8 protein-coding genes, 1 other RNA gene and 3 pseudogenes are annotated in these 16,497 nt (G+C 64.2%); 5 read left to right on the top strand and 7 right to left on the bottom strand.

The features are described from left to right. Nucleotides 1-75: 75 nt before the first annotated feature. From XpopCFBP1817_RS14055 to lexA, 4 genes and pseudogenes are all read right to left on the bottom strand, one after another. Nucleotides 76-2,076, bottom strand: a pseudogene (locus XpopCFBP1817_RS14055) (PHP domain-containing protein); the annotation flags it as partial. Between the two features lie 82 nt (nt 2,077-2,158). After that, entirely contained in the window at nt 2,159-3,577 is a 1,419-nt protein-coding gene (locus XpopCFBP1817_RS14050) for a Y-family DNA polymerase (protein ID WP_128417596.1), read from the bottom strand. Between the two features lie 9 nt (nt 3,578-3,586). Next, nucleotides 3,587-4,236 (bottom strand): annotated as a pseudogene (imuA, locus tag XpopCFBP1817_RS14045) (translesion DNA synthesis-associated protein ImuA). Nucleotide 4,237: 1 nt separating this feature from the next. Continuing rightward, nucleotides 4,238-4,855 carry a transcriptional repressor LexA gene (gene lexA, locus XpopCFBP1817_RS14040; RefSeq protein WP_128417595.1) on the bottom strand — a complete coding sequence of 206 codons (618 nt, stop codon included), beginning with the start codon at nt 4,853-4,855 and terminating at the stop codon, nt 4,238-4,240. A gap of 158 nt (nt 4,856-5,013) precedes the next feature. On the opposite strand from lexA, the gene XpopCFBP1817_RS14035 reads away from it, so the two are divergent. Both XpopCFBP1817_RS14035 and XpopCFBP1817_RS14030 read left to right on the top strand, forming a co-directional pair. Continuing rightward, nucleotides 5,014-5,235 (top strand): AbrB/MazE/SpoVT family DNA-binding domain-containing protein, encoded by a 222-nt coding sequence (locus XpopCFBP1817_RS14035; protein ID WP_128417594.1) that lies wholly within the window; start codon nt 5,014-5,016, stop codon nt 5,233-5,235. Nucleotides 5,236-5,244: 9 nt separating this feature from the next. Next, nucleotides 5,245-5,670: a type II toxin-antitoxin system death-on-curing family toxin gene (locus XpopCFBP1817_RS14030; protein ID WP_128417593.1), complete on the top strand. Its 426-nt coding sequence runs from the start codon at nt 5,245-5,247 to the stop codon at nt 5,668-5,670. Between the two features lie 63 nt (nt 5,671-5,733). Here XpopCFBP1817_RS14030 and XpopCFBP1817_RS14025 read toward each other — a convergent pair. Further along, nucleotides 5,734-5,809: non-coding RNA, sX9 sRNA (locus tag XpopCFBP1817_RS14025), on the bottom strand. 460 nt (nt 5,810-6,269) lie between these two features. Continuing rightward, nucleotides 6,270-6,797, bottom strand: coding sequence for a TetR family transcriptional regulator (locus tag XpopCFBP1817_RS14020; RefSeq protein ID WP_244171181.1), 528 nt, complete (start codon nt 6,795-6,797; stop codon nt 6,270-6,272). A gap of 32 nt (nt 6,798-6,829) precedes the next feature. Between XpopCFBP1817_RS14020 and XpopCFBP1817_RS23740 the strand changes: the two are divergent. From XpopCFBP1817_RS23740 to XpopCFBP1817_RS14010, 3 genes and pseudogenes are all read left to right on the top strand, one after another. Further along, nucleotides 6,830-6,991, top strand: a pseudogene (locus XpopCFBP1817_RS23740) (alcohol dehydrogenase catalytic domain-containing protein); the annotation flags it as partial. Nucleotides 6,992-7,035: 44 nt separating this feature from the next. After that, entirely contained in the window at nt 7,036-7,230 is a 195-nt protein-coding gene (locus tag XpopCFBP1817_RS23105; RefSeq protein WP_244171182.1) for a hypothetical protein, read from the top strand. A gap of 138 nt (nt 7,231-7,368) precedes the next feature. Then, nucleotides 7,369-9,651, top strand: a complete 2,283-nt coding sequence (locus XpopCFBP1817_RS14010) for a glycoside hydrolase family 3 N-terminal domain-containing protein (protein WP_128417590.1) — start codon at nt 7,369-7,371, stop codon at nt 9,649-9,651. Nucleotides 9,652-10,141: 490 nt separating this feature from the next. Here the strand turns inward: XpopCFBP1817_RS14010 and XpopCFBP1817_RS14005 are convergent, their stop codons facing one another. Then, a complete protein-coding gene (locus XpopCFBP1817_RS14005; RefSeq protein ID WP_425479114.1) occupies nt 10,142-16,093 on the bottom strand; it encodes a transducer protein car in 5,952 nt (1,983 codons plus the stop codon). Nucleotides 16,094-16,497 lie beyond the last annotated feature (404 nt).

Raw genomic sequence — 16,497 nt, 5'->3', positions numbered from 1 at the left:
CGCTGATTTTTTGAAGGTATGGTCATCATCCAGTGCGTGTCACCACGGCTACGACTTGGTTGTTCGAGGTGCCCTTTTGTCTTTACGCCGCTGCAGATACGGATGCACCATGTCGCCCTGGATCGGACCTGGCCGCACGATCGCCACCTCGATCACCAGATCGTAGAACTCGGCGGGCTTGAGCCGCGGCAGCATCGCCATCTGCGCGCGCGATTCGATCTGGAAGACACCGACCGTATCGGCGCGCTGAATCATCTTGTAGGTGGCCTTATCCTCATCCGGCAGCGTGGCCAATGCGAAATCGCGCCCGCGCTGCCCGCGTACCAGATCCAGCGTCTTGCGAATGCAGGTGAGCATGCCCAGCGCCAGGCAATCGACCTTGAGCAACCTCATCGTTTCCAGATCGTCCTTGTCCCACTGGATGATGGTGCGATCGCGCATTGCAGCGTTTTCCACCGGCACCAGCATCGACAACGGTTCGTCGGAGATGACGAAGCCGCCGACATGCTGGGACAGATGCCGCGGGTGATCACGCAAGTGCTCGGTCACGACGAGAATCTTGTTGATCAGCGGGTTGGCCAGATCGAACCCGGCTTCTTCGATGCGCTGCTCCATCGGCGTTTCGCCATTGCCCCAACCATAGCAATTGGCCAGCAATGCGATCTGGTTCGGCGGCAGACCGAAGGCCTTGGCCACGTCGCGCACTGCGCTCTTGCCGCGATAGCAGATGACCGTGGCGGCCAACGCGGCGCGTTCGCGGCCGTATTTGGTATAGAGGTATTGCAGCACTTCTTCGCGCCGTTCGTGCTCGAAATCGACGTCGATATCAGGTGGCTCGTTGCGTGCCTTGGACAAGAAGCGCGAGATCAGCAACCGCGTTTTGAGTGGGTCCACGGAGGTGATGCCAAGCGCGTAACACACTGCCGAATTGGCCGAAGAACCGCGCCCCTGACACAAGATGTGCTTGGAACGCGCAAACCGCACCACGTCCTGCACGGTAAGAAAGAAGGCCTCGTACTTTTTGTATGCGATCAGCTCCAATTCTTTTTCGATGTCATCGCGTATCTTCTCTGGCATACCATCGGGCCACCGCTCACGCATGCCCGTTTCGGTGAGCTGGCGCAGATAGCTGGCCGGTGTATGGCCCTCCGGCACCAGCTCTTTGGGATAGGTGTACTCGAGCTTGGAAAGATCGAAGGTGCAGCGCTGCGCCAACTCCACCGTTGCCTGCAACAGCGCATCCGGATAGATATTGCCCAAGGCCCGCCGCGTGCGCAGATGGCGCTCGCCGTTGCGGAACAGATGCGCACCGCACTCGGCCAACGGCAAGGTGTGGCGGATGGCGGTCAAGGTGTCCTGCACGATGCGCTCGCGGCGCTGCGCCATATGCACATCGCCGCTGGCCAGTGCGGTCATGCCCAGTTGTTGCGCCATCGCCTGCAAGGCGAGCAATCGCGCGGCATCGTCCTGTTCGCGATGCAGTTCTACTGCCAGAAACGCGCGCTCTGCGAAGATCTGCTGCAACCAGGCGCCCTGCTCGGCCTGTGGTTGTGCGCCAGGCAACCACACCGCGAACACGCCAGGTGCGACATCGCGAAACTGCGCTTCCACCTCGGCACGCCCCAACCGATACGCACCCTTGCTTGCCGCACGCCGCGCGGTGGTGATCAGCGCACACAACTGCCGATAGCCGTGCGCGTTTTCCACTAGCAGCACGAAGCGGGTGCCATCGACCAGGGTGAATGCGCTGCCGACGATCAAGCGCACGCCGGTGGCGCGCGAGGCCTCCAGGCCGCGCACGATGCCGGCCAGCGAGCATTCGTCGGTGATGGCCAGTGCGCTGTAACCGCAGTGCTGTGCGCGCACGAACAGCTGCTCGGCACTGGAGGCTCCGCGCAGGAACGAAAAATCCGACAGGCAATGCAATTCGGCATACGCGGGCAGACCATCGGCGACCGCCGCATGGGTGATGTCGTCATTGGCCGCGCGCAGACGCGCAGCCACGTACCAGGCGCGTGGCATGCGCCCGCCGGGGGTGTCACGGTCCACGCCGTCGACGGCGTCGTCCCAGCTCATGTGCGGATGCCATTGGCGCGATGCGATCGATGGCAGACAGAGCCACACGGCCGGACGCAATCTGACACTGCATCGGGCGGCATCACGCAAACCACCCATGCAGCATCCAGCCATCCACCCGGCCGGGTGCAGCGAAGGCCCAGCCGCGACGGCCGCGCGCGGTCTCCACCACGTAGTAGTCGCGACGTGCTTCGTCGTCATCCCACCAGCCGCTTTCCAATCGCTCCGGGCCGGAGACGATGCGTAACTGCGCATCGTGCAAGGGCACCGGCTGCGGCAACAACCAGGTGGGGCGCGGCGGACGCGGCGGTGCATCGGTTTCGCGCAGCGCATCGCCAATGGCGCGCCGCCAGGCGCGTTCCGGGCGCGGGTCGTCGGCCGGCAACACCCGGTACACGGCCTCATCGCCAAGCCGGGCACGCAAGCGCTCGCGCAGCTGCGGCCATTCCACCGATTGCTGCGCACGTTGATCGAACAGATCGCGCATGGCCGACACGAACGGTGGCAGCTGGCGTGCCAACAAACGCATCGCCACCACCGGACGTGGAATCTCCACCCGCTCCAGGCGGTTGCGCGCCAGCTCGAACAACAGCGCCGGCGCACGCTCCGGCGTCAGCAGGCCGATCTCGACATCGGTGGCGCCTTCTTCGTGTTCCAGCCGCAGCAAGAACCGCTGCACGCCGCCATCGCGCATGGACAGATACGTGCACAGATCGCCGATCAAACGGCGCAGCGGGAACAACAGCGCAGGATGCATTTCCACCTCGTAGCCCAGTTCCACACGTTGGTCGAAATGGTCTGGCGGTGCGTAGCACTCCAAGGGGTCGTCGAGCTGGCCATAGAGGCGGTCCAGATGATCGAGCAGGCCCGCACCGAAACGCCGGCGCAGCCCGTCGCGCGGCAACGCCCGCACCGCAGCCAGCGTGCGCACGCCCATGTGCTGCAGGCGCTCACCGGCATCGTCGGGCAACGCGGCGCGACGCACCGGCACCTTGTCGAGCGTGCTGTGCAAGGCCGGCAACTGCGTCACCACCATGCCGTCGCGCAAGCCGGCCAGCACACGCGCGGCGCGCGGTGTGGGGGCAAGTGCAAGCCGGTGCTGGAAGCCCAGCGCCTGCAGTTCATCGCGCAGGCGCCGCTCGAAACGCGGCCACGGACCGAACAGCCGAAAACTGGCGCCGGCCTCCAGCACGATGGCGCGCGACCATTGCTGGCTCACCAACGAACTGTGACGGTACGCCCAAGCCGCGAGAAACCGCTGCGTGCGCGCCTCAGCCTGCGGATCGTAATCGATGGTGCGCACAGTGGCCATCAACGCATGCGCCGCCGACAGCCGCATACCGGCTTTCAGACCGGCGGCAGACGCCGCTGCGTTGACCGACTGCAGGCTGCGCAACTGCGCAGGCCCTTCCACCAGCACCAGCGGCGCGTGCGGCTCTTCCAGTCGCCGAAGGACGGCGTCCAGTGCCAGCTGCGGCAGCAATAGGCAGGCCCACAACATGCGCGCGCCTCAATGCGCCAGCCGCAACGGCTGCGAGGGGACCTGCCCACCGCGGCACTTGCGCACCTGCCAGGCATCGCGCTCGGGCAGAAATTCCAGCCGCAAGGCCGCCGGCGATGCATTGACCGCATGCTTGCGATCGCGCAACGCGAACGCGCAGCAATTGCCGCTGTCGGCCGCTACCTGCAGGCGGCGCAATGCGCGCGCATCGCCGGTCTGGGGCCAGCCCAACACCGCCGCGCACGCGCCGCTGCGCAGGCATTGTTCGAACGCCCACAAGGCTTGGCGCGGCTCGGCCTGCACCACTTCCAGATGTTCCAGCACCACCCCGCCTGCCAGGCAGGCGCGTAGGGAATGAACGGCGGCGCGACCAACACCACCCGGCTGTTGGCGCCGGTCATGCGCGCCAGCGTGGGCAACAACAACGCGATCTCACCTACGCCGTGCGCGGGCAGCAGCAATTCGGTGAGCGCCCGCCGCGGCCAACCGCCATCGGGCAGCAGCGCATCCAATGCGGCATGCCCGGTGGATTCGCCGCCATGGGCGATCGCCGCACCGTGACCCGCGCGCCAGACCGTGCGCGCGGCCAGCAGGGCGTCCAGCGGCAAGGCCACTGCCGCGTTGCTGTCCTGCCTGTTGCGCGCGGGCTCCTGGCTCATCTCACCCCTGCCGGATCAGACCGCAGTACAGCCCTTCGATCGCGAAGTCGGCATCGGCCGCCACCACGATCGGCGCATGCGCGCGGTTGCGTGGCAGCAAGCGGATGCGTTCTGCCCCACGCTCCAGGCGCTTGATGGTGATCTCGCCATCCACCCGCGCCACCACGATCTGCCCATCGCGCGCATCGCTACTGCGATGCACGCCGACCAGATCGCCGTCCACAATGCCGTCGTCGATCATCGAATCGCCTTGCACCTGCAACAGATAATCCGGGCGTAGCGAGAACAGCGCGCGGTCCAGCCACAGCTGGCGATCCAGCCCGATATCCGCCCCGATCGGCACACCGGCCGCCACCCGCCCCAGCACCGGCAAGGCCAGCACCGCATCGCGTGCTGGATCAAGCGCCATCCGGCCCGGTACCCGGATACCACGCTTTTGATTGGGCAGCAGTTCGATCAACCCGGCCTCGGCCAGTGCCTGTACGTGCTTTTGCGCAGCATTGCGCGAGGCGAATCCGAACGCTTGCGCAATCTCGGCAAGGCTGGGCGACACCCCTGCGTGGGCCTGCGCCTGCAGAAAGGCCAGCACCGCCGCACGTTTGGGAGAGAGAGGTTCCATAGGATAAAACGGCCAGCCGGGACTAGGTGTACATTTGTACACCCATCGGTCGCAGCAGGCGAGATTGGCGAACTCAGCTTGCTGAGCCGATTCAGCGGGCAAGCTTGCGACAGACTGGGCAACGAGTTATAACTTACGTACTAACAACAGGCACTGCCATGAAACTCAAGATCACCTCCATCGGCAATTCCGCCGGCGTCATCCTGCCCAAGGAACTGCTCGCCCGCCTGCGCCTGGGCAAGGGCGACGCACTGTATGCGCTGGAAACGCCCGACGGCATCAAGCTCACCGCCTTCGACCCAACGCTGGCCGCGCAGATGGAGGTCGCTGAGCAGGTGATGCGCAACCGCCGCACGTTGTTGCACAAGCTGGCGCAATAAGGCTCGACCATGATCATCTGGATCGAATGGCCACTTGTACTGGCCATCCACGATCGTCAATTGGCCGAACATGGCGGCGGAAGCGGCGTGCGCGACGACGCCCTGCTCGACTCAGCGCTTGCCAGGCCCAAACCACTGCTGTCCTACGCCGAGCCACCTCCAGACCTGGCTGCGCTGGCGGCCAGTCTTGCCTATGCATTGGCCCGCAATCATCCGTTTGTCGATGGCAACAAGCGCACCGCAGCTGTCGCTTGCGAAACCTTCATCGTGCTCAACGGCGCGACGTTGGTGGCCGATGACCTGGAGCTCCACGGTTTCTACATCGGCCTGGCGGATGGCTCACTCGATGAGACAACATGCGCCGCGTGGCTGCGCGCGCGTCTGCAATTGCGACATCCAGATCGCGTTTACGAATCGGCGGCAACGTACGGGTAATTGATTCGTTAGAAGAATTCTGCGCAATGGCCATCCATGGCCAAACATCACTGCCCTAAGAGCGGCTAACAAAACTACTGCGCAGCCGCCAGGTGGGTGCGGACGGCGCGCTCAGAACCGGAGTGTACGGGTGGTACATGCCGATTCCGAGCACCGGCCGCGCCCGCCTGGCGGCTGCGCAGTAGTTTTGTTAGCCGCTCTAAAGCTCTTACCGAAAACCACGCGCAAGCTGCATGGCGGTCAGCGCGCTTGCGCGCTCAGTCCTTCGCATACACCACCCCCAAATTGTCGATCTCGTCACCGGCACGGCCGGTGAAAAGTGATTCCGAGACTGACGAGAGTACATAGCTGGTGGAGCATAAATCGCTTCTTGCAGTGATAAGACACAGCGGCTGGCACGGTGGCTAGAGAAACGGCGCCATTGATAAGAGAAGCCAGGCGTTGTACGCGCAATGCACAACGCAACGTGGCCTTGATGCAGCACTACGGCGGGCTCACTGCATTGATGCATTGGGCCCGTTTCGTTTCCTCGCTGGTGTGCGTCCACGCGCTACTGCATCTTCATCCAGCGGGGCGCATCGTCAACGCCAAACAGCCAATCAACGGCGCGCAGTTTTCTGCTTGCCCGGCGCGACGACGCTACCGGCTTGCACTGTCGCCAAGGCCATGGTGATCAAGCCGGCGACCAACCGGCGCAGCACCACCTCATTGTCGGACGATGCCTTCAAACTGGTGGTGGCAAGCCGCAGGATGTATGCCAGATCGGCCGCCGACATCGCGCTATCGGAGCGCACATGCGGGCTCAGCAACTGCACCAGTGTGGTGTCCATCTGCGGGTAAAGATCATCCAGCGCGTCGGGCGCATACACCCCGCAGTTAGCCACCAGATCCATACCGTTTTCCGAACCGATCACCGCTGCCACCGGGTCCAGCACCCAGATGTCGAACACCTGCCGCAACTGGGTCTGAACGTCTTGCGTGGCACCCACGCGCCGTGCGGTTTCGGCCCTACAGAACGCACGTTGGCGCGCCACTTGCGCCGCAAAGATCGCCTGCTTGTTGGCGAATGCGGCATACAGCGAAGGCCGCGACATCTGCGTGGCCTGCGCGATGTCGCTGATGCTCACCTTGCGGTCGCCGTGACGCAGAAACAGCTGCGGTGCGCTGCAATGATGTTGCGATCAAGGTGGTGTTCTGCGGCGTGTGCCACTCGGACCTGCATCCGGTGAACCAATGGGCCAGCGAGTACCCGCTGGTGCCAGGCCACGAGATCGTTGGCGAGGTGGTCGAACTGGGCGCGGATGTCGCAGGCTTCACGCTCGGGCAGCACGTGATGATCGGCACCATCGTCGACTCCTGCCGGCAATGCCCGCCCTGCCCAGCTCCGGCACCGGCGGCACTGCCGACACCCAGGCGATGCTGGCGTTCTGCCAACAACACACCATCGTCGCCGCCAGCGAGTTGATCCGCATGCAGGACATCAACCAGGCGTTCGCACGCGTGCACGACAACCACGTGCACTACCGGTTCGTGATCGATCTGCAGGCCTCTGCGTTGTAAACGGACGCGTTGCCGCGACAGCGGCGCGTGGCATGACCCACGCGCCATCGTAAGAACTTCTGCCCATCCCGCACCGCATCACAGCTTTTCGCGATTCATCCGTTAGCGTCCACGTTGGGCTGATGGGGGATGGCAAGCATGGAGATGCGTAGGACACGGCGCGGGCTGTTGCTTGGCGCCGGTGCGGCAGCGTTGTTGGCGCAGCTGCCAGTGGGATTCGCGTTACCGTCTCGTGCGGCCAAGGCGTCTGCATTTATCGATGCGCTGATTGCGCGCATGAGCGTCGAAGAGAAAGCCGGGCAACTGACCCTGTCCAGTTCGGCGCAGCAGACCGATGCGGCGGTGGCGGCCAATCCGCTCAACACGCTGCCCACGGCCGAAGGTCAGCTTGCGGCGGCGCGTGCCGGGCGGGTGACCGGCATCTTCAATGGTTCCAATGTGCTGTGGCATCAGCAGTTGCAGCAGGCCGCGCTGCAGAGCCGGTTGAAGATTCCGCTGCTGTTTGCCGCCGATGTGATCCATGGGTTCACCACGGTGTTCCCAGTGCCGTTGGCCGAGGCCGCCAGCTTCGAGCCGGAGCTGGCGCAACGCACCGCGCGTGCAGCCGCACTGGAAGCGAGCGCGGTTGGCATCGACTGGACGTTTGCGCCGATGGTGGATATCGCACGCGATGCGCGTTGGGGGCGCAGCGTGGAAGGCAGCGGCGAAGATGTGTTGCTCGGTCGGCGGTTTGCGCAGGCACGCGTGCGTGGCTTCCAGGGCCACGGCTTGGATGATGCCGATGCGCTTGCGGCCTGCCCCAAGCACTTCGCCGCCTACGGGGCTGCCGAAGCGGGCCTGGACTACAACACCGTCGACATCTCCGAGCGCAGTTTGCGCGAGATCTACTTCCCGCCGTTCCAGGCAGCGTTCGATGCCGGTGCGCTGACCACCATGGCGGCCTTCAACGAGATCGCGGGCATTCCTGCCACTGCAAATCGCTGGCTGCTGAGCAAGGTGCTGCGCGGCGAGTGGGACTACCGCGGGCTGGTGGTCTCAGACTACACCGGCGATCTGGAATTGATCGGGCATGGGTTTGCCAGCGATGCGCGCGAGGCGACCAAACTGGCGTTTCTGGCCGGCGTGGATATCAGCATGCAGAGCGGGCGGTATCTGCAGCATCTGCCGGAGTTGGTGGTTGCGGGCAACGTGACGATGGCGCAACTGGACGCGTCGGTGCGGCGCGTGCTGCAGTTCAAGGCCGAACTCGGGCTGTTCGACAATCCGTTTTTGCGCATCGTGCCCGCCCGTGCGCAGGCACGACAGCGGCGCGCGGAAACGCTGGCCCTGGCACGCGAGGCGGCGCGCAAATCCATCGTGTTGCTGAAGAACGATGGCGAGCTGCTGCCGCTCAAGACGCAAGGTCAGCGTATCGCGCTGATCGGGCCGATGGCACGCAACTGGACAGACACTGCCGGGCCATGGACCTTGTTCGGCGGCGACGACAGCGGCAACGACCTGGCTACCGCGATGGGCGCGCGGTTGAGCAATCCCGATGCGCTAAAAGTGGTGGAAGGCTGCGACTTCGAACACGCCCTGCCCGGCGGCGTTCAGGCCGCCGTCACTGCAGCGGCGTCTGCGGATGTGGCGGTGTTGGCGATCGGCGAGCCGATGCGTTACTCCGGCGAAGCGCAGTCGCGCAGCGAGATCGTGATTCCATCCTTGCAGCAGTCGCTGTTGGCAGCGGTGGCGGCGACCGGCACGCCGGTGGTGGCGGTGCTCAGCAACGGGCGTGCGCTGGTGATCGATGGCCCCGTGCTCAAGGCGCCGGCGATTCTGGTCAGCTGGTTTCTGGGCTCGGCATCGGGCGCTGCATTGACGGATATTCTGTTCGGCGAGCACAGCCCGTCCGGGCGCTTGCCGGTGAGTTTTCCGCATGCATCCGGGCAGGTGCCCTATAGCTACGCGCACAAGCCCAGCGGCCGTGCCGACCCGCGCCCGGATGCCTTGCAGCCGTTCAAGACCCGCTACCGCACCGCGCCGAACGCTGCGTTGTTTCCGTTCGGGCATGGATTGACCTATGGCCGCATCGAATACGGTGAGCTGACGTTGAGCGATGCGCGGATGACTGCGACCGGCAGCGTACGCATCAGTGCGCGCATCCATAACCGCGGCACGCGCGACGCCGAGGAAGTGGTGCAGCTCTACCTGCGCGACCGCACCGCCAGCGTCACCCGCCCGGTGCGCGAGCTGAAGGATTTCCGCAAGATTGCAGTGCCTGCTGGCGGCAGCGTGGCGGTGGACTTCGAGCTGCGCCGCGAAGATCTGTTGTTTATCGGCCAGGCGCTTACGCCGACGGTGGAGCCCGGCCTGTTCGATCTCTGGCTGGCGCCGTCTGCCGAAGCGGCTGGAGTGGCAGCGAGCTTTGAACTGCTGGCGTAAGTGGGCTGCGCCGCTCAGCTCGGCGGCTTGGATAACATTGGGTCTGTCAACGGAACTGTGTCACTTGAATTTTCATAGCGCATGCAGCGGTACACGGTCCTCGCCGAACATCACTTGAAAGCTCTTTACAGACGCATAACATTCCCCACGACACCACGATTCTCGACTTCCAGTGTTTACTGGACACCCGCGACATTACCGCGAAGACATGCGAGGCGGTCAACGCGCATCTAGCGCGCACGGGGCAGATGCTGCGCACCGTGAGCACCAGATGCGACGATCAACGCCGCGCCCGGCTCGACGAAGTAATGCCGATCACGCGCGACCCTGGATGCATCAGACGATTATGCGCCGACAGTTGCCGCCGGCCAAGGGGATGCTCCCTGGAGGCAGGATAAGCGGCCAGAAGCCCCATGACCGATGACGCAGAAGCAACGTTGCGCTTCATCTCGGCGCTGCTGATTGAAACTGCACGCTGCCGGTCAGTTGTTCAGACCTCGCCTGAGGTAATTTCGCTGCCGGCAACGTCCTGGTGCGGGGCATCGTCACCAGGCAATTCCTTCAGCGTGGCAATCAGTGCAGTCCGTGCATTGACACCCAGATCACGCGCCTGCGTCACGCCCCTTAGCGCGGCACGTGTCTGCTCGTCGAGGTTGCGCAACGCACCGACGTCGTCGGCCAGCCGGGCGCACAGAATGTCTTTCAACGACACCAGCTCTGCGATGCGATCACGGGTCTCAGCCATCTGCTGTCTGGCCCCCTTCACCTGCTGAACCGCATCGTCACGTGCCTTGATGGCCTCTGCCTTGGCCACCGCATCGATCACCTTTTGAGCGCCCGTCCCCTCAGAGTGCCCTTCCAACGCCTGCAGCGCTTTGCGTCGGCCCTCTGCAAGGTGTTCGGCATCTTCAACAGCCTTGCGCTCCACGTCAGACGCTCGACGCAGGGGATCAAGACGCGCCAGCAAGTCATCCAGCCTGTCGTCCACATCCCGGAGCTCTCCGTCCTGTACCTCATAAATCTCTGCGGTCCGACGCAACAGATGGTCGACTGCAGACACCAGCGTGTCATCGGTCTCAGCAGCACGCTGTAGAAATTCGAACGCATGTTGAGCCGCCGCAATGCCACTACTTTCAGCGCGGCTGGCATCAATGTGGGTTTGGAAGTCGTCGTATGCCTTGGCCAGCGCGTCGGTTGCCTGATTCACGCTGTCGCGATCGGTCTGCAGCGCAGAAAGCCTCTGACGCAGGCTCGATGCTGTGACAGCCGCCTCGGTCACGCCGTCGTCTGCCGGTGCAAGCCTGGCCAGAAGTCGATTGATGCGTTGGCCTACCTTCGCCTGTGCACCGCTCACTGTCTCCACCAAGGCGTCGTACGCCCGGTAATGCGCGTCGGTGCGCTGGGTCTGCTCCTCGAACCGTGTCAGCTCGTGCGTCAAGGCGCGCAGGTGCGGGCCGACCGGCAGTACGCCCCTCTGGAGATGGCGTTCGAATTCGCGGTCGCGCGCTTCTTTCAGCGCGCGGCGTTCACCGCGCGGAGAGGCTGGACCGGATGGCAGGATTTGCGAGCCCTGGCGTTGCCCAAGCGCTTGCACGCCTTCCTGATGCAAGGGGTCCAGTGACTGGCGCAGTGCACGGACTCCTGCCTCAAGCACTTCAGCGCCCTCGATACGATCGTACAGCCCATAACGGAACTGGATCTCTGCCTCGAACAGCTGGTGCGACGCCACTGCCGTGGCCGCCACATTCAGCAGGGGCAAGCCGACGCGACTGGTCACCGGGTTTTCGTCGGTGTTGTGCACGGCGATAGCCGCCAAACGGTAGAGATCCGGCGATTGCTGTGCGGCCACGAGCACATCACGCCACGCCATTGCACCTGTGGGCGCCGGCAATCCCAGTGCGGCTGCAGCGTGCGCGTGCTGTTTGACCGCCAGCGCGTCGTTGATGGACATCATTGCCTGGGGCCGCATTTCGAACACGAAGCGGACCTGGTTCACATTGGGGATATCCTTGAACCTTCGCAATACCTCGCCCAGCCCGGGAATCTTGCGGCGCATCTCGGCCACGTCGCGCATCTTCTCGCCCAGCGCGTAGTGGCCAATGGCATGGCTGACCACCGCGTCGAGCGATTCGCGCCCGAACATGTTGATCTCCACACGTGCGCCAGGAATGATGCGCGCGCGCTGCTGGATGGCAGCAGCGTCCTCTTGCCGCAACTGATGCAGCATCTCGAGCATGGCCGCGCGCTCAGAAGGCGAGCCGCCTTTCCATAGTGATGACGCCTCTGCGAGGGTGGCTTGTTCAGCGCGCGCACGTTGTTGCGCCAGCGCCGGACCCTCCAGCGCGCCGCCAGCTTCGATCGCACGCGCTTGTGTCCCCTGGATACGTTCGATTGCTTTCAGCAAGACCGCCTGTCGCTCGCCCGGCGTGGCCGGATAATCCAGTCCTCCCAGTTCGCCCAGGCTTTCCGGAAAGATCTCTTCAAGCCGTCTACGCATCGTGTCCCATGCCTGCGGCCTCACCGGCTGGGCAGCCTGGGTATCCAGCGTTCTCTTGTAGCTGGCAGTCCCCAATAAAGGCCGGGTGCGCGTATCGTCCACTGCCGCATCGGTCGGCAATTGCACGTCGCTGGAGACCACTCGCACACCGGCCAACTGCAGATTGCCGGCACCGGTGACTGCATTGACCAGCCGTGCGAAATTTCGGCCAAGCACCGACGTCAATGCGCCCGAGAGATTGATGCCGCCGCTGACCTCAGCAGTGAGGCCGACGCGGCCCTGGAACTCGAGTCCGATGATCTCTCGCCACGCATGGTCCAGATGCAGCTGCATCTGGCTCCATTGCACACCGGCCTGCGCCGTCATGCTGGACGGCATGGAGGCCAACACTGCGCTACGCGCGTTGCCGGTGCCGGATGCGCCTGGCGCGGCGTTGGGTGCGACGGGCTGTCTTGGACCGTAAGGATGCCGCACCGCGAGCGTCTGTACCGCCAGGTTGACGTTGAGCGATGCATTGGCATTGGTTTCGAACAGATTCAGCCCGATCGCCCCCTCTTCCACGCCTGCGCGCAATAGCTGGGTGGTGTCGGCATCATGACGATCGAACAACAGCCTGGCGAACTCGGGAATCGTCGATGGCGAGAGGATGACCGCTGCGCCAACACCATGCTGATAGCTCCCACCCGCACTGAGATGTGCCGCCCAACCCCACGTGGCCGACAAGGTCCATACAGGGTCCTCATCATAAATATATCCGCCGGTTCCCTTACCAGGCTGCAGATCAATGCGCATGCCTACCGTCCCGGACGTGGTTGCTTTCGCGTGCCGAACGAAGAAGGCAACCAATCCCGCATCACCGTCCTTCGAGTCGCCGATGCGTTCGACACCCAGCGCGTGAATGGCCTCGCCGCCCATGCCGACGTTGACCGTATTGAAATGCATCCATTGCGCAGAACCGAGCGAACCGCGCAGCTCGGCAGAGCGCACTTTGCTTGAGAAGAAGGTGCTGCGATTGAACAGGTCCTGCAGCACATCGATCATGCGTGCAGCCATTTCATCGGGGGCGGCACCTGGCGACAGACCCAGGCTCTTGAGCAATTGCAGCTGACGCGCGCTCCCGGGCGTGGTGACTTCCTCCCGGAAGGTGGCCACGACATCGTCGAAGGCCTCCAACTCCTGCCAGGACGACAGGCCCAGCTTCGCAAGAGCGCGTAGCCCGGATTGACGCTGTCTTTCGTCGGCCGCCTCCAACGCCGCTGCACCACCGACTCCTAACAGCGCGTTGTACTCCATCAGACCTGCGAGCAGGCATGCACTGCGCAGGGCATGCGGATCACTCGACGCATCGGCGGCTCGACTATTTCGAATCGGCAAACTGACCCGGGCAGCCTTGAGCCGATGACTGACTTCGCGCAATTCAGCGAGCTGTACATGCTCGATATCGGTCAATGCCTGTGGATGCAGCGACGCGCCGCCTGCAAGCCCAGCGATGCAACGATCAAATTGCGGCAACATGTCATCGCTGTTCTGCGTCGTGGTGCGCATCACAACCGAACGCGCCCGCCGCCAAAGCTCGGCGGCGCGATAACTCGCAGTCGAACTCACGCGCTGAAGGGAGGCACCGTCTGCCATGGAGAAATCCGCAGCCAGCACCCCTTCACGGAATCCGATCTTGCGCAGATCACGCAGCAAGCCAGCCAAGGTTGTTTCACGCAGCGTCGCCAGACGTTCATGCTGGCTCTGCGACAGCTCGGCTGCGGGGTGGCGCGGACCTGAGGCACCGGCAATGCGCACCTCGGCCAGTACCGGCAAGGTGTCGAACAGCTCGGGCGCCAACCCGAGTACCTGCTCTGCCTCGGTACGGAAGCGGGAGAGCCGCTGTTGCTGCGCGGTGGGCGCTTGCGCCACGCCAGTCCATCCGGCCACGGTACGCGCAGTGCCACCGGCAACGTCCACGAGCACCTTCGCGAGCGCAGCGGCCTGCGCGCGGCCGCTCTGTGCAAGGACCTGTGAATTCGAGCGCAGGCTCAGCGGATCGGTGGAGGTGGTCCCCAGTAAGGTGGTGCTGATCGCTGCGTCGTGATCCGGCATCCTGAGACGGCTCGCCTGCTGCCGGTTGATCCGTGCATTGGTACCCGACTGGGTGCCGGAAACGGCCACTTCATCAGGTGACGGATGCGCAGCCACGCGTGCAGGCAAGCGGGAGCCATCGGTGGCCGTCATCGATGGGAGCACCGTGTGCCACTGCGCGCCGAGCCGCAACTGCAGTTGTCCGGTACGCGTGGTACGCAGTGCACTCGGGGCTGGCAGCGTCTGCGGCAGCGTGACCGGAAGAGCCTCCCACTGGTCATGGTCTGAAAGACGGTGCAATTGCGCCGGTCCGTCGCTGGGTTGGCTCAAGGCGTAGAGGGCATCATCCAATCCGACCGCGATCGCCAGGGGGCCTTCCAGAACGGGCACGTCCCTGCTGTTTCGGTCCGCATCGACCTTGGTCAACCGCCCCGAGGCGGTCATCACCACGGCGCTGCGGTCTGCATGCACGGCTGCCTGGACGATGTCTTCGTCGAACTGGGCGATCGGAATACAGCACACCTCCACCACATCCGGCACGACGGCGAGCGGCCCACCCGAGGGTGTGCTGGGCAACTCATCGACCGCCAGCCAGGTGGTGCGGCCAGGAAGCTTGATCTCGACCAATTGGGGCGATGCGGCTTGGGGCGATGCAGCCAGCAACGCGAACACCGGACGACGATCGACGAACCCAAGCGGCCCGGTATGCAGAGAGACAACCCCGGTCAGCGGCGCACCATCGGGAAGCATCAACTGCTCCCATGGCTGGTTCGGAGCAGGCGAGTAATGCAGTACGCCTTCCAGATGCCCCAGTTGCGCATGCCCATCGAGCACCACCCGCGACTGTATCGCCTCGTCCGCAGGCATCGGCAGTCCCTCGCTGCGCATCAGCAAAAACGGACGATCCAGCATGAACGCCGGCTGGAACTGTGCCTGCCCTGCCGGCCGCTGCAGCGAGATGCGGTGGCCGTCGCTGTCTTCCAGCAGAAGATGCACGCTGTGATCGGTCGCCAGTCCCATGGAGGTCACCGCCCAGCCCTGCTCGCTGCCCATCAGGTCAGGCAACGTCAATCGCCGTGCAACAATCGAGCCGCTCCCGCGCATGTCGGCTTCATACACGCGTCCTTTGTCATCAAGCACCAAGGCAGCACCGGCATTGGGAGACGCCAGCGGCAACACATCCACAGGCATCGCAGGCGTCGACTCGATGGCCGGGCCGCGGGGTACCGGACGCATCAACTCCACGACCCGGCCGGGCTGATCGCCATCGCAGCAGCGCAGCACGCCAGCGTGGAGCATGCACGGCCTGCCGTCCGAATCGAACCGAAGCACAGCGCCGTCTGGCATCGGGCCCACCGCGATGGGCATCTGCTCACCGCCGGCACGCCAGCAATGGTTGCCTGCACGCACGTACACACCGCCATCGGCCTGCCTGCCGAGCATGCAGACGTCGGCAGTCGCACCACATGCCGGTGGCAGCGGTACGGCTGCCCAGCGCCCAGACGCCTGGACGCGATGAAGCTGGTTGGCACGCACGGTGAAACACTGCCCGTCGGCAGCCTGCCAGATGCCGGTCAGCTGGCCGATCGGCGGATCGGCCAGCTGGCTGGCGACCTGTTCGGCCGTCGGCGCAGCACCGATGCGGCGCTCGACTGCCGGATGCACGGTAAGACCTGCGATCAGCAAGCCGGGGGTTGTGGTGAAGAACGCCTCGTTACGTGGCATGCGCAGGTCGTTACGATCAGGCATGTAGCGCAACAGACGTCCGCCGCCACCTAGATCGGATTCGCTATCAACGGCGGGCCGACGCGCCAGACAGGCCTCGAACAAGCGCGTGAGATCGCTGTCTGCCGCAGTGGCGCCATCGAGTTGCATGCGAGCCCGCCGCACACCATGCGATGGAACGCTCTGCACGCGGACCGCAGCATTGGCGGTCGTACTGGATGCCCTGCGGACCGGCCGTGCAGGCAAGGCGCCCAGGACGTTGACCGCAGTGCAGGGCGCGGACGTGCTCTGTAGTGAAGCAGTCGCTGGTGCTGGTGCTGGATCCAGCGTCGGCGGCTGCCGCGACTGACTCGAACTTGCAATCGAATGTGACTTGGTCATTTGAATGGTCCAAAGGTCTGAATGCGAGGCGTCGGCATCTACTAAGGAAGGTCTGAACAAGGAAGGTCTGAACAACGCTCCCGGCCGCATGAATCCAGCATCTTGAGCGCCATGAACGCGCAAGGTGGGTTTATCAGACGAGGTTTTGCGCGTTTCTGGCGGCTTCCACCGCC

The organism is Xanthomonas populi (assembly GCF_002940065.1).
Taxonomy (GTDB): domain Bacteria; phylum Pseudomonadota; class Gammaproteobacteria; order Xanthomonadales; family Xanthomonadaceae; genus Xanthomonas; species Xanthomonas populi.
The sequence above is the reverse complement of the archived record's forward strand: the minus strand, read 5'-3'. Positions and strand labels throughout refer to the sequence as shown.

Coding starts and splice junctions, on each gene's coding strand:
- XpopCFBP1817_RS14050 (WP_128417596.1), bottom strand. CDS start 3,577: ATGTTGTGGGCCTGCCTATTGCTGCCGCAGCTGGCACTGGACGCCGTC.
- lexA (WP_128417595.1), bottom strand. CDS start 4,855: ATGGAACCTCTCTCTCCCAAACGTGCGGCGGTGCTGGCCTTTCTGCAG.
- XpopCFBP1817_RS14035 (WP_128417594.1), top strand. CDS start 5,014: ATGAAACTCAAGATCACCTCCATCGGCAATTCCGCCGGCGTCATCCTG.
- XpopCFBP1817_RS14030 (WP_128417593.1), top strand. CDS start 5,245: ATGATCATCTGGATCGAATGGCCACTTGTACTGGCCATCCACGATCGT.
- XpopCFBP1817_RS23105 (WP_244171182.1), top strand. CDS start 7,036: ATGCCCGCCCTGCCCAGCTCCGGCACCGGCGGCACTGCCGACACCCAG.
- XpopCFBP1817_RS14010 (WP_128417590.1), top strand. CDS start 7,369: ATGGAGATGCGTAGGACACGGCGCGGGCTGTTGCTTGGCGCCGGTGCG.
- XpopCFBP1817_RS14005 (WP_425479114.1), bottom strand. CDS start 16,093: ATGCAACTCGATGGCGCCACTGCGGCAGACAGCGATCTCACGCGCTTG.